We start from the raw sequence: 17238 nt of genomic DNA, 5'->3' as shown, positions 1-17238 counted from the left end.
AGAACTACCTGAGCGAGTGATTCGACGCCATTCGTTCCGGCCACTCCCACGGCGGCGAACTAGACTGGTCCGACCCCATTCCGCGATTGTCCTCCGCCTGGCGGTTCCGGCGCACCGATCGGGTATTTGCGCAGGTCAACGCCCTATCGCGGCGGTAGCGTCAGTTCTCGGACAGAACTTCTGCCCCGACGTCCGGGCCCCGAACGAAACCCGGTGTCGCACCCAGGAAGGAACCCCGAGAAATCATGTCCACATTGCGACGACTGGCTGTCGCCGGCGCTTTCGCGCTGCCGCTTTCCCTCGTCATCGCGGCACCGGCGACTGCCCATCCGCTCGACGGGCCGCACGGCTCCTGGAACGCCGAGAGCTCCGGCAGCTGGGCCGGCATCGGTGGCGCGGGCACGACCGACACCGACGAAGGTGCGACCTGGTGGGGACACCACTGGTCCGAGCAGGACACGGCGGTGGCCGGCATCGGCGGCGCCTTCGTGACGCACAGTGGCGAGTCCGGCGACGACCACGACGCGGACGACCACGACCACGACGCCCCGGCCGTGGTCCACCACCACGTCATGAGCCATCCCGACCCGGTGGACCAGGAGCCGGCCGGCTCCGTGATCCGCCCGGTGTACGACACCGACGACGACGATGACGGCGACGTCGGCTACCACGCCGAGCAGCAGTCGGCGGGCGTGGACGGCGCGACGTCGGCGCACGTGGCGAGCCACGCGGGTGAGCACCACGCCACCTACGAAGCGGAGAAGCTGACGGCCGGCCCGTACGGCGCATCGTCGGAGGGTGCGCACGCGGTGGCCGTGCCGGACTACGCGGGCTACCACGCCTGGTACACCGCGGCCGGCGTGGGCGGGGCCGCGGCGCACTCGGTCACCTCGGTGGCCGACGCCACGGCCGCGGACGACGACCACTGGGTCGTCGACCACGACGTGGACAGCGAATCCGCCGAAGACGACGACTGATCCGCGGTCGCGGCCGAGCCGGGTCCGCACCGCGCGGACCCGGCTCGCTCACTGCGCGGCGAGCAGCTCCAGCACGGCGGCGGACTTCGCCGCGTCGAGGAACCGCAGACCCATGAAGTTGTCGCCGGGGGTGAAGCCCGGCAGCGCCCAGACGGCCTCGTAGGGCAGCCCGACGCGCCGGTAGCGGCGCAGGCTGTAGACGTTGCTGAGCAGGCACTTTCCCGGGTCCGGCCGCCAGAGGCGGCGCGCGAAGGCGGGGTTGCGGAACCCGTGCCCCACCTCGGCCGTGGCCTGGACGTGCTTGCGGCCGGTGAAGAGCACGACGTCGCCGGTGGTCACGGTGTCCATCCGGCGGTCGTACTTGTCCTTGGCGCCCCAGAACCGGGCCCGGCCGCCCGGGTGCAGCGCGTTCAGGCGGGCGAGGTCGGCGGGGTCGAGCAGGTCGGCGAACTCGCGGAAGGCCACGGTCTTCTCCAGGGATTCCGCGCCGTAGCGGCGGGCGTCCGCGGTGCCGTAGGCGGGCTGGACGAAGACCTGGACCACGGGGGCACGGTAGCTCAGCCGCCGTGGGTGCGGTCGCTCTGGTAGTCGGTGTAGGTGTAGGGGTTGTCGAGGATCTTGGCCGCCGGGACGTCGGGGTTCATCCCCTGCCGCCACGCCTCCTCTCCCAGCTGCGCCCGCAGGTGCCCGACCGTCTCTTCGACGCGCCGCCGGACCGCGGGCAGGTCGGCGCCGACCAGCTTGCCGTCGCGCTTGACGACCCGGCCGCCGACCAGGACGGTGTGGACGTCGCCGCGCTGGGCCTGGAACACGACGTGGCCATAGGGGTTCAGCAGCGGGAACGACGCCGGGGAGTCGTCGTTCTTCAGCAGCACGACGTCGGCTTTCTTGCCGACCTCGAGGCTGCCGATGTCCGAGCGCCCGAGGGCCGCGGCGCCGCCGCGGGTGGCCCACTCCACCACCTGTTCCGCTCGCAGCGCCGCGTGCGTCACCGTTTCGCCCTTGGCGTGCGCCTCCAGGTGCTCACGGGACCGGTCGGCGCCGAGGGTGGCGCGCATGGCCGAAAAGAGGTCGCCGCTCCACCACACCGAGGTGTCCATCGACAGCGACACCGGGATGCCGTACTTGCGCAGCGCCCAGGTGGGTGGGTAGCCCTGGCCGGCGCTCTGCTCGCTTTCGGTCGAGACCGACACCGACCCGCCGGTGGCGGCGATGCGGTGGTAGGAGTCGGCCGACAGCGAAGCGCCGTGGACGTAGACGGTCTCCGGGGTCATGAACCCGTGGTCGTACATCAGCCGGATGCCGTCGTCGCCGGTCGCGCCCCACACGCCGGCGTGCGTGGTCACCGGTACGCCGAGCTCGCGGGCCACCTCGAACGCCGGCTTTTCGGGGAACGCCGGGTCGCCGGTGACGTCGAAGGCGAGCTGGAAGCCTTCGAGGCCACGGTCGCCGCCGGTGCGCCGCGAGACGAAGTCGCGGAACTCCCGCGTGGCCGTCCAGTTCGCCGGGGCGTCCTGGATGTTGCCATAGGCGAGGACGAACCGGCCGGGGACGGCTTCGAGCGCGTCGGCCGCCGCGTCGGCGTGCCCGGTGGTCTGCAGCCCGTGGGACCAGTCGACGGTGGTCGTGACGCCGGCCTCGAGGGCTTCCCACGCGCCGAGCAGGTTGCCCGCGTGGATGTCCTCGGGGCGGAACACCTTGCCCCATTCGAGGTAGTACCAGACGAAGTACTGGGTCAGTGTCCAGTCGGCGCCGTAGCCGCGCATGGCGGTCTGCCAGAGGTGGCGGTGGGTGTCGATCATCCCGGGCATGACGATGCCGCCGGTGGCGTCGATTTCGGTCGTACCCGCCGGGACCTCGAGGGCCGGTCCGATCGCGGCGATGCGGTCGCCGTCGACCAGGACGTCTTCGCCGGGCAGGACGCGGCGCGCGTCGTCGAGGGTCAGCACCGTGCCACCCCGCAGGACGATCGATCCGGACATGACTGCCTCCGTTTGCGTACACTTGTCCGCCCCACGGACACTCGACGGGTGCCGCCACTTTCGTCCAGTGCCGCGCCGGTGTCAATCCCCGCGGCTACGCTGCCAGGACCTGCAGAGGGAGGTCGCATGCCACGCGAGGGAACGGGTCCCGACTTCATCGAGGCGCTGGCGCGCGGGCTCGAAGTCATCACGGCGTTCCGGCCCGGCCGGCGCGCGATGACGCTGGCCGAGGTCGCCACCGCCACCGGGCTGGCCCGCCCGACCGCGCGCCGGATCCTGCTGACCCTCGAGGAGCTCGGCTACGTCCGCACCGACGGGCGCGACTACTCCCTGACGCCACGGGTGCTCGACCTCGGCGTCGCCTACGTGCGCTCCACCGGCCTGTGGGACGTCGCCCGCCCGCACCTGGAGCGGCTGGTCGCGCGCACGAACGAGTCGTGCTCGATCGCCCAGCTCGACGGCTCCGACATCGTCTACGTCGCCCGGGTCGCGGTGCCGAAGATCGTGGGCCTGAGCGTGCAGATCGGCACCCGGTTCCCGGCACTGCCGACGTCGCTGGGCAAGGTGCAGCTCGCCGCGCTGCCGCCGGCCGAGCTGGAGGCGGTGCTGGCCGAGCCGACCCGCTCGGGGCTGGTCCCCCGCTGGCAGCCGAGCCGGGCCGAACGCGACGCCGAGCTGCGGGAGGTCCGGGCCCGCGGCTGGGCGCTGACCGACGAGCAGCTCGCGCTGGGCATCCGGTCGGTGGCCGCGCCGCTGCGCGACGGGTCCGGCCGGGTGATCGCCGGGGTCAACGTCAACTGCCACGCCGCGGAGACGCCCGTCGAGCGGCTGCTGGAGCACCACCTGCCGCTGCTGCTGCAGACGGCCGGGGAGATCAGCGCCGACTTCGCCCGCCTCGACGCCGTCCCGCACGTCACCGTCCCCGCACTCCCTTGACCACACTTCTTGACCTGCCGCCACACTCGGGAGCAGACTGCGGACACTAGTCCGTCAGGCGGACACGAGTGGAGGCATGGCGTGGATTCACCCACCGGCCCGCTGTCCGGGCTGCTGGTCGCGGACTTCTCGCGGGTGCTGGCCGGCCCGTACGCCACGATGCTCCTCGCAGACCTGGGCGCCGACGTCGTCAAGGTCGAGGGCCCGCAGGGCGACGAGACCCGCACGTGGATGCCGCCGGTGCGCGGGGACGTCTCCACGTACTACCTCGGCGTCAACCGCGGGAAGCGGTCCATCGCGCTCGACCTGCGCGACGAGGCCGACGCCGTCGTCGCCCGCGAGCTGGCGGCGCGCGCGGACGTGCTGATCGAGAACTTCAAGCCCGGCGGGCTGGCCAAGTACGGCCTGGACTACGCGGCGGTCCGTCGCGCCAACCCCGGCAGCGTCTACGCCTCGATCAGCGGGTTCGGGGCCGGCGAAGGCGCGCACGTGCCAGGGTACGACCTGATGGTGCAGGCGATCTCGGGCCTGATGAGCCTGACCGGCGATCCGGACGGCCCGCCGTACCGGGCCGGGATCTCGGTGTTCGACGTCATGGCGGGCAACCACGCGGTGATCGGCATCCTGGCCGCCCTGCGCCACCGCGACGCGACCGGCGAAGGCCAGCACGTCGAGGTCAACCTGCTGTCCTCGGCACTGACCGGGCTGGTCAACCACAGCTCGGCCTACGCCGCCGGCGGCGTGGTGCCGTACCGGATGGGCAACGCCCACCCCAGCGTCTTCCCCTACGAGCCGCTGCCGACGGCCGACGCCGACCTGATCGTCGCCGCGGCCAACGACGGGCAGTTCCGGCGGCTGTGCGAGGTCCTCGACCTGCCCGGCGTCCCGGACGATCCGCGGTTCGCCCGCAACGCCGACCGCACGAAGAACCGCGAAGAGCTCCGGCCGATCCTCGTCGAGCGGCTGGCGAAACGCGGCGCGGTGGAGTGGTTCGACGCGCTGACGAAGGTCGGTGTCCCGTGTGGACCGATCAACACGATCGACGGCGGGTTCGCGATGGCCGAGCGCTTCGGGCTGGACCCGATCGTCGAGGTCGGCGAGGGTGCCCGCGCGGTCCCGACGACCCGCCACCCGATCCGGTTTTCCGCGACCCCGGCCGGCTACCGGCTGCCGCCGCCGGAGCTCGACGAGCACGGTGCCGAGCTGCGGGCGTGGCTGACGGAGGCCGCCGATGGCTGACCCGGTCTACGAAACCGCCCTCGGCGCGTCCACAACGGACAAGATCACCCTGCTCGGGCTCGACCTGGCCGAAGACGTCATGGGCACGGTCGGGTTCGGCGAACTCGCCTTCTGGCTGGCGACGCAACGCCGTCCGTCCCCCGGGGAAACCCGGGTCTTCGAGGCGGTGCTGGCCGCGCTGGCCGACCACGGCTTCACCCCCACCGCGATCGTCACGCGGCTGACGTACCTGTCCGCGCCGGACTCGGTCCAGGGTGCCCTGGCGGCCGGGCTGCTGGGTGGCGGGTCGCGTTTCCTCGGCGTCACCGAGGACTGCGGCCGGTTCCTGCACGACGTCCTGTCCGAAGTGGACACCCACCCGGACGACGACCGCGGCTGGGACGCGCTCGCGCTCGAAACCGTCGAAAAGCGCCGCGCGGAGAAGAAGCTCATCCCCGGCCTCGGCCACCACGTGCACAAGGACGGCGACCCGCGGACCCCGCGCCTGTTCGCCATCGCCGATGAGGAAGGTCTGCGCGGCCCGCACCTGGAGCTGTTCGCCGCGATCGGCCGCGTGCACCCGAAGGTGCTGGGCAGGACGCTGCCGCTCAACGGCGCCGGCGTCTGCGGCGCCGCGCTCGCCGACCTCGGGCTGCCCCTGGAGCTGCTGCGCGGGTTCGCGCTGCTGGCCCGGACCGCCGGCCTGATCGGCCAGCTCGCCGAGGAGCTGCGCCACCCCGTCGCGAACGACATCTTCCTTTCGGTCGACCTGAACAACCGGTCGGTCCCGCCGGATCCGCACGCGTGAGAGGAACGCCGATGCAGCTGGTCACCGAGGACAACATCACCGAGCTCGCCGCGCAGCGGTGGGCGAGCGCGCACGACCCGCGCACGGCCGAGGTGATGGCCGCGCTCGTGCGTCACCTGCACGCCTTCGCCCGCGAAGTGCGGCTGAGCGAGCCCGAGTGGATGGCCGCGATGCGGTGGCTGACCGCGACCGGGCAGATCAGCGACGAAAAGCGGGAGGAGTTCATCCTCGCTTCCGACGTGCTCGGCCTGAGCATGCTGGTGGTGCAGATGAACCACGCCTTCGCCGCGAAGGCGACCCCGGCCACCGTGCTCGGTCCGTTCCACATCGACGGTTCGCCGGAGAAGGAGTACGGCGGCGACATGTCCGACGGCCTGCCCGGCACGCCGCTCTACATCACCGGCACGGTCCGCGACCTGGACGGCTTCCCGGTCGTCGGCGCGGTGCTCGACGTCTGGCAGGCCGACGAGGAGGGCGCGTACGAGTCACAGCTGCCGGAGGTCGACGAGGCACGGCTGCGCGCGAAGTACACCAGCCGCGCCGACGGGACCTACTGCGTGCGGACCATCGCGCCCAAGGGGTACTCGATCCCGATGGACGGCCCGGTCGGCGACCTCATCCGCGGCACCGACATCAGCCACTTCCGGCCCGCCCACGTGCACTTCCTGATCAACGCGGCCGGGTACGAGCCGCTGATCACGCACCTGTTCCAGGAGGGCGCGCAGTACCTCGACAGCGACGTCGTGTTCGGCACGAAGCAGGAGCTGGTGGTCGCCTTCGAGCCGCGCGACCCCGGGCCGACACCCGACGGCGGCGCATTGGCGCAGCCGTGGCTCGAAGCGCGCTACGACTTCGTCCTCCAGCCGGTGTGACCGCCGGTGCGCGCGGCTGAGATCCGGGTCGCCGGGCAGCCCCCGGTGGTGGCCGACCGGGCCGAGCCGGCACCGGGAGCCGGTGAGGTCGCCGTGCGCGTGACGGCGGCGCCGATCACCCCGCTCGACCTGCTCTGCGCGTCCGGCACGTCCTATTTCGGCGTGCCCGCCACGCCGTACGTGCCGGGGGTACAGGGCGTGGGCATGCTGGCGGGAACGCCGGTGTGGTTCGCGACGGCGGCGGGCATGCGGCCGGGTGACGGCAGCATGGCCGAGTACGCGGTGGCCGCGTCCGCCGACGTGGTGGAGCTGCCGGCGCAGGCCGATCACGCGCTGGTCGCGGCGCTCGGGCTGTCCGCGGTCGCGGCGTGGATGTGCTTGACGGGCAAAGGAGAGCTGGCCGCGGGCGAGACGGTGCTGGTGCTCGGCGCGGGCGGGGTGGTCGGGCAGTCGGCCCTCCAGCTGGCGCGGGTGGCCGGGGCCGGGCGGGTCGTCGCGTGCGCGCGGTCGGCGGCGGCCCTGGAGCGGGCCCGGCGGCTCGGGGCGGATGGCACGGTCCGGCTCGAGGACGGCGAAGACGTCGAAGGGCTGGCCCAGCGGCTCGGTGCGGTGGCCGGCCCGGTCGACCTGGTGCTGGACCCGGTGTGCGGGCTCCCGGCCGCGGCGGCGCTGCGCACCCTGCGTCCGGGCGGGCGGCTGGTCAACCTCGGCGGCGCCGCGGGCGAGGTGTGCCCGGTGCCCTCGGCCGTGCTGCGCAGCCGGTCGCTGCGGATCCTCGGGTACACGAACAACGAGCTCAGCGCCGGCGAGCGCCGGGACGCGCTGCTGACGGTGGTCGCGCAGACGATGGCGGGTGCGCTGACGGCCGGGTACGAGCGCGTCCCGCTGCACGACGCGGCCCGGGCGTGGAGCCGCCCGGGCCGCGTGGTGCTGGTGCCCTGAACCGGGCTTCCGGCGGTGACCGCTGGGGTCACTGGCCCCCAGGGCCGGGTTTCGGCACGTCGCCGATGTAGGGACCGCCTCCGATCCCGCCGACCGGGTTCGGGTCGCTCGAGGGACCGCTCGCCGCGGACGCCACGGGGGCGAGCACGGCGAGCGCGGCCGCGGTGAGCAGAGCGGCAGCTACAGCACGTTTCATCGTTGGGCTCCTTCGCGTTCCCCCGCATTCTGCGGGATCCGGCTTCCAAACCGCTTCCGTATGCGGAAAACCGCGGCAGTTGCTCCGTTCGGCCCTGCGGTCGTCACGCAGGCGGGACGAGGCCCTTGCGGAGCGCGACGGGGAACCTCGGTTCGACGGCCCGGATCTCGCGCAGCCGGCGCCCAAACCGTCCTAGCCGCCGTAGCCCTCGGCGGCCAGCACCTTCCCGATCTGGTCGTAGACCGCCGGGTCTTCGGGGGCGACCGTGGCGAGGCCGTCGACGTAGCGGTTGTACATGCAGAACGCCGCCGCGATCAGGACCGTGTCGTGCAGCTCGACGTCGGTCGCGCCTTCCGCGCGGGCCGCCGCGATCAGCTCACGCGTGACGGCGCGGCCGGTCTCGCGGGTGGCGAGCGCGATCCGCAGCAGGGCCTTCAGCTTCTCCCCCACCGGTGCGTCGTCGACCCCGGCGCAGGCCGCGTCGACCACCGCGCGGCCGCCGTCGAGGGTCTCGGCCGCGGCGGCAGCGTGGCTGCCGTGGCAGAAGCGGCACTCGTTGCCGTTGGAGACCACCGCCGCGATCAGCTCGCGCTCGCCGACGGTCAGGCTGCCCGGGCCGCGCAGCAGGGTCTGCGCCAGGTGGTTGAGCGGGACGGCGGTTTCCGGCCGGAAGGCCATCAGCGACCGGATCCCGGGCAGCTGCGGGTCGAGCGGGATGTGCGGCATCGGTTCCTCCTCGCGGGGGCGGAAGATCTTCCCCGGGCAGTCTTTCGGTCCGCGGCGGCCCGGCCAACCTCCGTGTTGCCCAACCGGCTGCCGCCGAAAGCCCCAGTAGTCCGTTTTCCTTGTCCCGGCGGCGTTCCCGGCGGCATTCCCGGCGGTGGCCAAGATCGAGTACCCGGACAACGATCGTGACAAAAACGTTCCAAGACAGCCGGGTCGCCGGTAGCGTGCGGCCATGCGGGTGACATGGGGGAAGAATGGACGACGCAGAGTGACCAAGCCGTGGCGAGCGGCCCCGAAGGCTGCCCTCTCCAGCCCGCTGACGCTGATCGTGGCGGCCGTGACCGCCCTGCTGGCGTGCTTCCTCGGCACGGCCGCGGTGCTGCAGGCGTCGGCGGCCGGCGGCGCGACGGTGCGGTACCAGACGGGCATCACCTGCCCGGACAGCTACGGCCCGGCGTTCGGCAAGGGCAACATGCCGGTCAAGGACATCCCGGCGGTGACCGGCGCGATCCAGCGGCACGCGGCCGCGCACGGGTTCGGCACGCCCGTCGTCGGCCAGTTCACCACCGTGCTGCGCGGCACCGAGTTCAACGGCGACCCGCACTACAAGATCCGCCTCGGCTATCGCGACCAGGCCGGCCTGGACAACCTGACGCTGCAGCAGGGCACGCGGGCGCCGGGGCTGTGGCTGGGCAACGTGGTGGCCGACGCCGAGCACATCGGCGTCGGCACGAAGCCGAGCCTGCAGGGCGTGCCGCTGCCGCCGGTCACCGGCATCTACCGCGACCTGCTCGACCCGCCGCCGCGGTGGTGGTGCTCCCAGCAGTCCGGCGCGGTCATCGACCGGCTGGTCGACGACCCGATCGACTCGATCGTCTTCGCCACCGACCGCAAGACCTTCGACGACACGATCAAGGCGATCGGGCTGCCGACGATCCAGTACTTCCACGTCTCCTTCTACGAGCCGGCGCCGACGACGCTGAGCGCGGCGGAGGACCTGCTGCAACGCTCGCAGGACCTCGTCGCCGACGTCCGCGCCGACCTGACCGCGCAGGGCCTGGGCTCGCTGATCGCCGCCGACGTCCCGACGTTCCAGCGTTCGGTGCAGATCTCCCGCCAGGCGCGGGACAACGTGTTCGTCTCGATCCTGCCACTGGCGCTGATCAGCGTCCTGGTCGGCTGCGCCGGCCTCGGCACGGTCGCCCTGCAGTGGTACCAGCGGCGGCACGCGCAGCTGCGGCTGCTGTCCGCGCGCGGCAGCGGCCCGGCGGCGCTCGGCGGGCTCGCCGTCGCGGAGCTGGGCCTGCCGATCCTGCTCGGCGGGGCGGCCGGCGCGGCCGCGGCGCGGTTGCTGCTCGGCGTGTACGGCCCGCCCGGCGCCCCGGACCCGGGGGCCGAGCTGCAGGCCGCCGGGGTCGCGGCCGGGACGCTGGCCGTGTCGCTGGTGCTGCTGGCGCTGGTCGTCGCGGTGCGGGTGCACCGGGAGTTCGAGCTGGGCCGGGTGCGCCGCGGCGGCGGCAAGCGGGTGCGGCTGCTGGCGTACTTCCCGTGGGAGCTGGCCACCGCGGGCATGGCGTGGCTGGGCTGGCGGCAGCTGGCGCACTACGGCACGACGTCGCGGCTGGGCAATCCCCTGCCGCAGGTGGATCCGCTGGCGCTGACCTACCCGGTGTTCGTCGTGCTGACGGTGGGCCTGCTGACCGCGCGGCTGGCGTGGCTGGCGCTGCACGCCTCGCACCGGGCCCGGTTCTGGTCGCGCCCGGCGCTGCAGCTGGCGATCCGGCGGCTGGCCGGCGCCCGCGCCCCGGTGACCGGCGTGCTCGTCATCGGCACCCTCGCCATCGGCACGCTGGCCACCGGCATCGGCATCGCCCGCGGCCAGGAGGAGGCGCTGGCCACCAAGTCGGCGATCTTCGTCGGCAGCAACGCCCGCCTCGACACCGACAGCCCGATCGGCATGGGCCAGGTCGCGATGCCCGCGTCGCTGGCCGGGACCAGCACGGTGGTCGGCGAGCTGACCGGGACCGGCAGCGTGGTGCTGGTGGTCGACCCGGCGACGTTCACCCGCGGTGCCGCGGTGGACCGCGTCCCCGGCGACGACCTGGCCGGCCTGCTGCAGAAGATTTCGCGGCCGGACCCGCGCGGCACGCCGGTGATCCGGATCGGGCACTCGGCCAAGCAGGACGCGAAGCTGCCCGACGGCCTGCCGGACGCGGTCGTCGCCGGCGACCTGCCGGTGTTCCCGATGATCGGCACCTCCCCCGGGTACGTCGTCTCGCGCACGGTGCTCAGCCACGCGCAGCTGGACGGCATTCCGAAGTGGAGCGTGCTGACGACGGCGCCGATGGCGGACGCGACCGCCGCGCTGCGGGCGGCGGGTGTCTTCATCCCGAACCGGATCAGCCGGGAGTCCGCTTTGGACGGTCTGCCGTTCTTCGTGGTGTCGTGGACGTTCTCGTTCGTGGCGCTGCTGGGCGCGGTGCTCGGCGTGGTGGCGGTGCTGGCGCTGCTGGTGGCGGTCGAGGTCCGGCGGCGGCAGAACGCCCTGGCCGGGGCGCTGGTGCTGCGGATGGGCATGCGGCCGCGGACGCTGCTGGCGAGTCACCTGATGGAGCTGGGCGCGCTGAGCGGGCTGGCGATCGTCGTCGGGGTCGTGTGCGGTGTTTCGGTGGCGGGCCTGTCGGTGCCCCGGTTCGACCCGGCGACGTTCCTCGCGCCGCGGTCGGAGCTGCCGGATCCGCTGCCGTTCGTGCTGACCGTCGTCGTGATCGGCGTGGCGGTGGTCGCGCTGGCCGGCTGGATCGCGGTGCGCTCGGTGCGCACCGCCCGGACCGCGGAGCTGATCCGTGCCTGAGAAGCCCATCTTTTCCCTGCGCGGCATCGGCGTCGACTACGCGACGCCCGCCGGGATCGTCACCGGCGTCGACGACGTGAGCATCGACGTCCCCGCGCGCGGGATGACCGTGCTCGCCGGGCCGTCCGGCTCGGGGAAGTCGACGTTGCTGCGGGTGCTGGGGCTGTTCGAGCAGCCCGCGCGCGGCACGCTGACGTTCCAGGGCGCCGACGTCCGCAAGCTCAAGCACCGCGAGCGGCGGGCGCTGCGGCGCCACCACCTGGGGCTGGTGTTCCAGAACCCGGCGGACAACCTGCTGGGCTACCTGACCGTGGCCGAGAACCTGCACGCCGCGGCCGAGGCGGCCGGTACCGAGTGCAACGCCGAGGACATCCTCGGGCAGCTGGGCCTGCACGGCACCGGCGGCTGGAAGATCGCCGCGCTTTCGGGCGGCCAGCAGCAGCGGCTGGCGTTCGGGTGCGTGCTGGCCGCGCGCTCGACGGTGATCCTCGCCGACGAGCCGACGTCCCAGCTGGACGAGGCGTCGGCCGACCTGGTGCTGGACACCCTGCGGTACCTGGTGGACCAGGACTTCGCGGTCCTGGTCGCCTCGCACGACGAACGCCTCATCGACCTCGGCTCGCGGGTGGCCCGGCTGCACAAGGGCGCACTCGAGGGCGTCGAAGAACGGGAGCTGCCGGCATGACACTCGTGGAAGCGGTCGGGCTGCGCCGCAGTTTCGCCCACCCGAGCGGCGACATCGAGGTGCTGCGCGGGCTGGAGCTGCGGGTCGGCGCGGGCGAGCTGGTGACGGTGTCGGGCCGGTCGGGGTCGGGCAAGAGCGCGCTGCTGGCGCTGCTGTGCGGGTTCGACTCCCCCGACTCCGGCTCCGTGCTGCTCGACGGCGTCCCGATCAGCGGCGCGCCGTCGTGGCACACGTGCGCGGTGCTGCCGCAGGCGCTCGGGCTGGCCAACGAGCTGACGATCGCCGAGAACGTGGCGCTGCCGCTGCGGCTGCGTTCGGACGTCCCCCGCCCCGCGCCGTCGGCGATCGCCGAGCGGGTCACCGGCCTGCTGGACGAACTGGGCATCGGCGAGCTGGGCGACCGCTATCCGCTGGAGGTGTCGTTCGGGCAGCAGCAGCGAGTGGCACTGGCCCGCGCGGTGGCCGGCCGCCCGCGGGTCCTGCTCACCGACGAGCCGACGGCGCACCTGGACGCCGGTTCGACACCCCGGGTGCTGCGGCTGCTGCGCCAGTGCGCTTCGGAGGGGGCGGCGGTGATCGTCGCGACCCACGACGAGGAGGTCCACCGCATCGCCGACCGCCGCGTCCGCCTGCTCGACGGGGTGCTCACGGCGCTGCTGGACTGAGCGGTACCTCGGCGTAATCGGGCAGGTCCACGCCGTTGATCGCACGCTCGATCAGCGGCATGAGCGCCGCCATGTCGGGCTCGGCGCCGGTGTCGCGGCTGTGGACGTGCAACCGGCCGATCTCCTGGTTGGCTTCGACGTAGGGGCGCATCCGCGTCTCGTAGCCGGCGAACCCGGCTTCGGGGTCCCACCCGGCGGCGGCCAGCTCGCCGGCCAGCAGGTAGGCACCGACGAGGGCCAGCCCGGTGCCGCCACCGGACATCGGCGAGGAGCAGCACGCGGCGTCGCCGATCAACCCCACCCGGCCGGTCGACCAGCGGTCCATGACCACCTGGGCGACCTGGTCGAGGTAGAAGTCCGGGGTGTCGTCCAGGTGCGCGAGGATGCGCGGCGTCTGCCAGCCCAGGCCGGCCATCCGCTCGCGCAGCAAGCGCTTCTGCGCCTCGACGTCCCGGTGGTCGACGTCGAAGCCGTCCGACGGGAAGGACAGCATGGCCATGGCCCGGGTGGGGTCCTTGAGCGGCCGCAGGCCGGCCGAGCGGCCCTCGTGCTGGTGGTCGAGCATCCAGCGGTCGATCCCGAACTCGTTGGGCACGCTGTAGAAGGCGAGTACGAGCCCGAGGTGGCGGACGAACCGCTCGCGCGGCCCGAAGACCATGGCGCGCAGGGCCGAGTGCAGCCCGTCGGCCCCGACCACGAGGTCGAAGCGCCGCCGGTCGCCGCCGGCGAAGGTGACGTCGACGCCGTCGGGGTCCTGGGCGAGTTCGGCGATCCGGTCGCCGAACAGGTACTGGACGCCGTCGCGGGTGTCTTCGTAGAGCACCTGGGACAGGTCTCCGCGGAGGATCTCGATGTCGGCGATGTAGCCGTCGCCGCCGTCGTCTTCGGCGTGGAAGGTCTCCAGCACGGTCCCGTCGGCGTCGACGGTGTGCGCGCCGGCGGTCTCGGTGCGGGCCGCGCGCACCGCCGCGTCCAGCCCCATCCGCCGGATGACCTCCTTGGCCACCCCGCGCGCGTCCACTGCCTGCCCGCCGGGCCGCAGCCCGGGCGCCCGTTCCACGACGGTGACCTCGGCTCCCCGCCGGCACAGCCAATGCGCCAGCGCGGGCCCCGCGATGCTCGCCCCGGCCACCAGTACCTTGCTCCCGCTCATCGCGGTCCCCCCGTCGCCGTCCGGAGTGTAGCGGCGGCCGCGACGCAACTACTCCAGCGCGGTGGCCCGGCTGACCTCCTCCCAGGCGGCCAGGTCCGCCGCGACGGCTTCGTGGTGAGCGCGGATCGCTTCGACGGCGTCCGCGCCCAGCGCGAGGCGCAGCGGGGCGTCTTCGCTGCCCACCGCGCGGACGATCGCCGCGGCCGCCTTCGCCGGGTCGCCGGGCTGGGTGCCGTCCATGCTCTCGACCGCCGCTCGCGTTCCGCCGGTCGAGGCCGCGTACGCGTCGATCGTGCGGGAGCGGTGCATGCGGCCGCCGCCGAACTCGGTGCGGAACGCGCCCGGCTCGACGATCAGCACCCGTACCCCGAACGGCGCCACCTCCGCGGCGAGGGCCTCCGAAATGCCTTCCAGCGCGAACTTCGGCGCGCAGTAGGCGCCGTAGCCGGGCGGCGACAGCTGCCCGCCCATCGAGCTGATCTGCACGACCGTGCCGCTGCCCTGCGCGCGCAGGTGCGGCAGCACCGCCTTGGTGACCGCGACCGCGCCGAAGAACATGACCTCCATCAGCGCGCGCAGCTCGGCCATGGTGAGTTCTTCGACCGCGCCGACCGAGCCGCTGCCGGCGTTGTTGACCACGACGTCGATCCGGCCGAACGCCTCCAGCGCCGCCTTGACCGCCGTGTCGATCTGCCCGGCGTCGGTGACGTCCAGTGCCGCGGTCCGGAGCCGGTCGCCGCCGCGTTCCCGCAGTTCGGCGAGGGTTTCCGGGCGGCGGGCGGTGGCCAGCACCCGGTCGCCCGCGGCGAGTGCGGCCAGCGCGATCTCCCGGCCGAAGCCGGCGGAGCAGCCGGTGATCAGCCAGACGCGGCCGTCGGTGTTCGTCATTTTCCGTGTCCTCCCAGTGCTTTCCTCCCTCCCATCGTGGAGCCGGTCACGGCCGGGCCGCCAACACCGATGTCCTGCCGCGGCTACAGTCTGAGCCTGTGACCCCCGAGTTGCGGCAGCTCCGCTACTTCGTCGCCGTCGCCGAGGCGACCAGCTTCACCCGCGCCGCCGCCGGGCTGCACCTGGCGCAGCAGTCGCTGTCCCAGCAGATCACCGTGCTGGAACGGGGACTCGGCGTCCGGCTGTTCGACCGCGACGCGCGCGGGGCGCGGCTCACCGCCGTCGGCCGGCTCTTCCTGCCCGAGGCCCGCGCGGTGCTGGCCCGCGCCGAAGAAGCCGTCGCGACGCTCGGGCGGGCGGCGCGCGGCGAGATCGGCGCGGTCCGGCTGGTTTTCCTGGCCACGACGGCGAACTACCTGCTGCCGCCGGTGGTCCGCGCGGTCCGGGAGCGGTTTCCCGAGCTGGCGGTGACGACGGCGGAGGCGTCGATCGCCGAGCTCGTCGACGGGCTGCGCGAGGGCCGGTTCGACCTGGCGTTCACCCGGCCGCCGCTGGTCGACGACCTGGCGTCCCGGACGCTGCTGACCGAGCCGGTCTGCGCGGTGCTGCCGGCGGAGCACCCGCTGGCCGGACGGGCGTCGCTGAAGCTGGCCGACCTGGCCGGCGAGCCGTGGGTGCTGACCCCGCGCGACAGCTGGGAACCGTGGCACCGCGGTTACGACGACGACTTCGCGGCGGCCGGTTTCACCCCGCGGGTGGTGCAGCGGGCCGCCACCGTGCAGGGCCTGCTCGGGCTGGTCGCGGCCGGCATCGGGGTGACCCGGCTGACCCGCTCGTCGCACACCCTGCGCCGCACCGGCGTGGCGTTCGTGCCCCTGGACGGCGACGTCGCCCGGACGGAACTGGTGTGGCGGCCGGGCCACGACAACCCGGCGGTGCCGGCGATCGCCGGTCTCGCGGCCGAACTGGCGGCGGCCACGGACCTGACCCAGGCGGGCTGATCGTCAGAAGGTCTTCGCGGTGTCGCGGGCGGTTTCGTGCGCGACCCGGCCGGCTTCCTCGGCGTCGCCGGTGAGGGTGGGATGGAACCGGATCTCGGTGACGTCGTCGATGCCCGTCCAGTTGAGCCAGCCGGTGAAGAACGGGGCCTGGAAGTCCGCGCCGAACTCACGACCGAGGCCGGGTGCCCACACCGCACTCGTGTAGATGACCGCGGCGCGCTTGCCGCGGCCTTCCAGGAGGTGCCGGTAGCCGGTGACCGGGTCGACGCCGAAGATCCAGCCGGGCTGGGACACGACGTCGACGAACTGCTTGAGCACGTACGGCACGCCGGAGTTCCACATGGGCACGCTGAAGAGGATCCGGTCGGCGGCGTCGAACCTCGCGAACGCCGCCCGCGCCGCGGCCCACGCTTCGGCTTCCTCGCCCTGCGGGGCGCCGCCGCCGAAGACGGTCATCTTGGCGCGGGCCGCGGCCGGGCCGAACGCGGGCAGCGAGCCGTCCCAGAGGTCCCATTCGTCGATGTCGGCGTCCGGGTGCAGGCTGCGGTAGGTGTCCAGGAAAGTAGCTGCCAGCCGCAGCGACTGGGACGCTTCGCCGCGGGGGGACGCGGAAATGTGCAGCAGATCGGGCATGACCATGCTCCTCGAAGGGGGTCGGCTTCCGCCGGACGGAGAATCGGACTAGAGTCCGCTTATGTCCTCGAACCGTAGCGGACCGCAGTCCGCTTCGTCAACGCCCGCCGAGCTGCCGCTCCTCGGCGCACCCGTCCGCGAGCGGGCGGACGCGGCCCGCAACCGCATCCGCGTCCTGGAGGCCGCCGAGCAGCTGTTCGCCGAACGCGGGGTCGACGCGGTGACCATGGACGACGTCGCGGGCGCCGCCGGCGTCGGCAAAGGCACGCTCTACCGCCGCTTCGGCGACAAGGGCGGCCTCGCGATGGCCCTGCTCGACCAGCGCGAACGCGAACTCCAGGAGCGGATCCTCACCGGCCCGCCACCGCTGGGCCCCGGCGCCCAGCCCGCCGACCGCCTCGGCGCGTTCGTCGAGGCCTACCTGGAATTCCTGGAGCGGCAGCTGGACCTCGTGCTGCTGTCGGAAACCGCCACGACCGGGGCCCGGTTCCGGACGGGCGCGCACGCGCTGTGGCGGCAGCACTGCCGGCACCTGCTCGGCACCGGCGGCGCGGCCGACGCCGAGATCGCCACGGACGTCCTGCTCGCGGCCCTCTCCGCCGAGCAGGTCCGGCACTGGCTCCGGGACCGGGAGCTCGGCACGGCGACACTGGCACAGTCGCTCGTCCGGCTGGCGCGAACCTGGCTGCGGTGACGCACCGT

At 73.4% G+C, this 17238-nt stretch carries 18 protein-coding genes; 11 read left to right on the top strand and 7 right to left on the bottom strand.

Going from position 1 to position 17238, the window contains the following annotated elements; translation table 11 throughout:
- Nucleotides 1-245: 245 nt before the first annotated feature.
- Nucleotides 246-977, top strand: a complete 732-nt coding sequence (locus I4Q55_RS15025) for a hypothetical protein (RefSeq protein ID WP_206788351.1) — start codon at nucleotides 246-248, stop codon at nucleotides 975-977.
- Between the two features lie 48 nt (nucleotides 978-1025).
- Here I4Q55_RS15025 and I4Q55_RS15020 read toward each other — a convergent pair whose 3' ends face one another.
- Nucleotides 1026-1520 carry a hypothetical protein gene (locus tag I4Q55_RS15020; RefSeq protein ID WP_206788350.1) on the bottom strand — a complete coding sequence of 165 codons (495 nt, stop codon included), beginning with the start codon at nucleotides 1518-1520 and terminating at the stop codon, nucleotides 1026-1028.
- A 14-nt stretch (nucleotides 1521-1534) separates the two neighbouring features.
- Entirely contained in the window at nucleotides 1535-2959 is a 1425-nt protein-coding gene (locus tag I4Q55_RS15015) for an amidohydrolase family protein (RefSeq protein ID WP_206788349.1), read from the bottom strand.
- 126 nt (nucleotides 2960-3085) lie between these two features.
- Here I4Q55_RS15015 and I4Q55_RS15010 point away from each other — a divergent pair, with 126 nt between their 5' ends.
- The 5 genes from I4Q55_RS15010 (at nucleotide 3086) to I4Q55_RS50570 (ending at nucleotide 7735) form a co-directional block, all read left to right on the top strand.
- Nucleotides 3086-3895 (top strand): IclR family transcriptional regulator C-terminal domain-containing protein, encoded by an 810-nt coding sequence (locus I4Q55_RS15010; protein WP_206788348.1) that lies wholly within the window; start codon nucleotides 3086-3088, stop codon nucleotides 3893-3895.
- An 81-nt stretch (nucleotides 3896-3976) separates the two neighbouring features.
- Entirely contained in the window at nucleotides 3977-5134 is a 1158-nt protein-coding gene (locus tag I4Q55_RS15005; protein ID WP_206788347.1) for a CaiB/BaiF CoA-transferase family protein, read from the top strand.
- Nucleotides 5127-5921, top strand: a complete 795-nt coding sequence (locus I4Q55_RS15000; protein WP_206788346.1) for a citryl-CoA lyase — start codon at nucleotides 5127-5129, stop codon at nucleotides 5919-5921. Before I4Q55_RS15005 ends, I4Q55_RS15000 begins: the two co-directional genes overlap by 8 nt.
- Before the next feature lie 11 nt (nucleotides 5922-5932).
- The gene (locus I4Q55_RS14995; protein WP_206788344.1) at nucleotides 5933-6793 is read left to right on the top strand and encodes a dioxygenase; all 861 of its coding nucleotides are present in this window, start codon (nucleotides 5933-5935) and stop codon (nucleotides 6791-6793) included.
- 6 nt (nucleotides 6794-6799) lie between these two features.
- Nucleotides 6800-7735, top strand: a complete 936-nt coding sequence (locus I4Q55_RS50570; protein WP_307793206.1) for a zinc-binding dehydrogenase — start codon at nucleotides 6800-6802, stop codon at nucleotides 7733-7735.
- Nucleotides 7736-7763: 28 nt separating this feature from the next.
- Here the strand turns inward: I4Q55_RS50570 and I4Q55_RS14985 are convergent, their stop codons facing one another.
- Together I4Q55_RS14985 and I4Q55_RS14980 are read right to left on the bottom strand one after the other, a co-directional pair.
- Nucleotides 7764-7931, bottom strand: coding sequence for a hypothetical protein (locus tag I4Q55_RS14985; protein ID WP_167384724.1), 168 nt, complete (start codon nucleotides 7929-7931; stop codon nucleotides 7764-7766).
- 192 nt (nucleotides 7932-8123) lie between these two features.
- A complete protein-coding gene (locus tag I4Q55_RS14980; RefSeq protein ID WP_206788343.1) occupies nucleotides 8124-8657 on the bottom strand; it encodes a carboxymuconolactone decarboxylase family protein in 534 nt (177 codons plus the stop codon).
- 268 nt (nucleotides 8658-8925) lie between these two features.
- Between I4Q55_RS14980 and I4Q55_RS14975 the strand changes: the two genes are divergently transcribed.
- Genes I4Q55_RS14975 through I4Q55_RS14965 form a run of 3 tightly spaced genes read left to right on the top strand, consistent with a single transcriptional unit; the run spans nucleotide 8926 to nucleotide 12861 of the window.
- Nucleotides 8926-11511 carry an FtsX-like permease family protein gene (locus I4Q55_RS14975; protein WP_206788342.1) on the top strand — a complete coding sequence of 862 codons (2586 nt, stop codon included), beginning with the start codon at nucleotides 8926-8928 and terminating at the stop codon, nucleotides 11509-11511.
- Entirely contained in the window at nucleotides 11504-12196 is a 693-nt protein-coding gene (locus I4Q55_RS14970; protein ID WP_206788341.1) for an ABC transporter ATP-binding protein, read from the top strand. Before I4Q55_RS14975 ends, I4Q55_RS14970 begins: the two co-directional genes overlap by 8 nt.
- Nucleotides 12193-12861, top strand: a complete 669-nt coding sequence (locus tag I4Q55_RS14965) for an ABC transporter ATP-binding protein (RefSeq protein WP_206788340.1) — start codon at nucleotides 12193-12195, stop codon at nucleotides 12859-12861. The genes I4Q55_RS14970 and I4Q55_RS14965 overlap by 4 nt, the downstream gene beginning before the upstream one ends.
- Here I4Q55_RS14965 and I4Q55_RS14960 read toward each other — a convergent pair.
- Together I4Q55_RS14960 and I4Q55_RS14955 are read right to left on the bottom strand one after the other, a co-directional pair.
- Nucleotides 12842-14014: an FAD-dependent monooxygenase gene (locus I4Q55_RS14960; RefSeq protein ID WP_206788339.1), complete on the bottom strand. Its 1173-nt coding sequence runs from the start codon at nucleotides 14012-14014 to the stop codon at nucleotides 12842-12844. The genes I4Q55_RS14965 and I4Q55_RS14960 overlap by 20 nt on opposite strands.
- A gap of 48 nt (nucleotides 14015-14062) precedes the next feature.
- Entirely contained in the window at nucleotides 14063-14902 is an 840-nt protein-coding gene (locus I4Q55_RS14955) for an oxidoreductase (protein ID WP_206788337.1), read from the bottom strand.
- A 98-nt stretch (nucleotides 14903-15000) separates the two neighbouring features.
- On the opposite strand from I4Q55_RS14955, the gene I4Q55_RS14950 reads away from it, so the two are divergent.
- Nucleotides 15001-15903 (top strand): LysR family transcriptional regulator, encoded by a 903-nt coding sequence (locus I4Q55_RS14950; protein ID WP_206788336.1) that lies wholly within the window; start codon nucleotides 15001-15003, stop codon nucleotides 15901-15903.
- Nucleotides 15904-15906: 3 nt separating this feature from the next.
- Here the strand turns inward: I4Q55_RS14950 and I4Q55_RS14945 are convergent, their stop codons facing one another.
- Complete coding sequence (locus tag I4Q55_RS14945) at nucleotides 15907-16536, bottom strand: FMN-dependent NADH-azoreductase (RefSeq protein ID WP_206788334.1); 630 nt, start codon at nucleotides 16534-16536, stop codon at nucleotides 15907-15909.
- Between the two features lie 61 nt (nucleotides 16537-16597).
- On the opposite strand from I4Q55_RS14945, the gene I4Q55_RS14940 reads away from it, so the two are divergent.
- A complete protein-coding gene (locus tag I4Q55_RS14940) occupies nucleotides 16598-17230 on the top strand; it encodes a TetR/AcrR family transcriptional regulator (RefSeq protein ID WP_206788332.1) in 633 nt (210 codons plus the stop codon).
- The last annotated feature ends 8 nt before the right edge of the window (nucleotides 17231-17238 follow it).

Origin of the sequence: Amycolatopsis sp. MtRt-6 (genome assembly GCF_017308975.1) — a bacterium.
GTDB lineage: Bacteria > Actinomycetota > Actinomycetes > Mycobacteriales > Pseudonocardiaceae > Amycolatopsis.
Note: the sequence above shows the minus strand (reverse complement) of the source record. Positions and strands in the feature narration are given on the sequence as shown.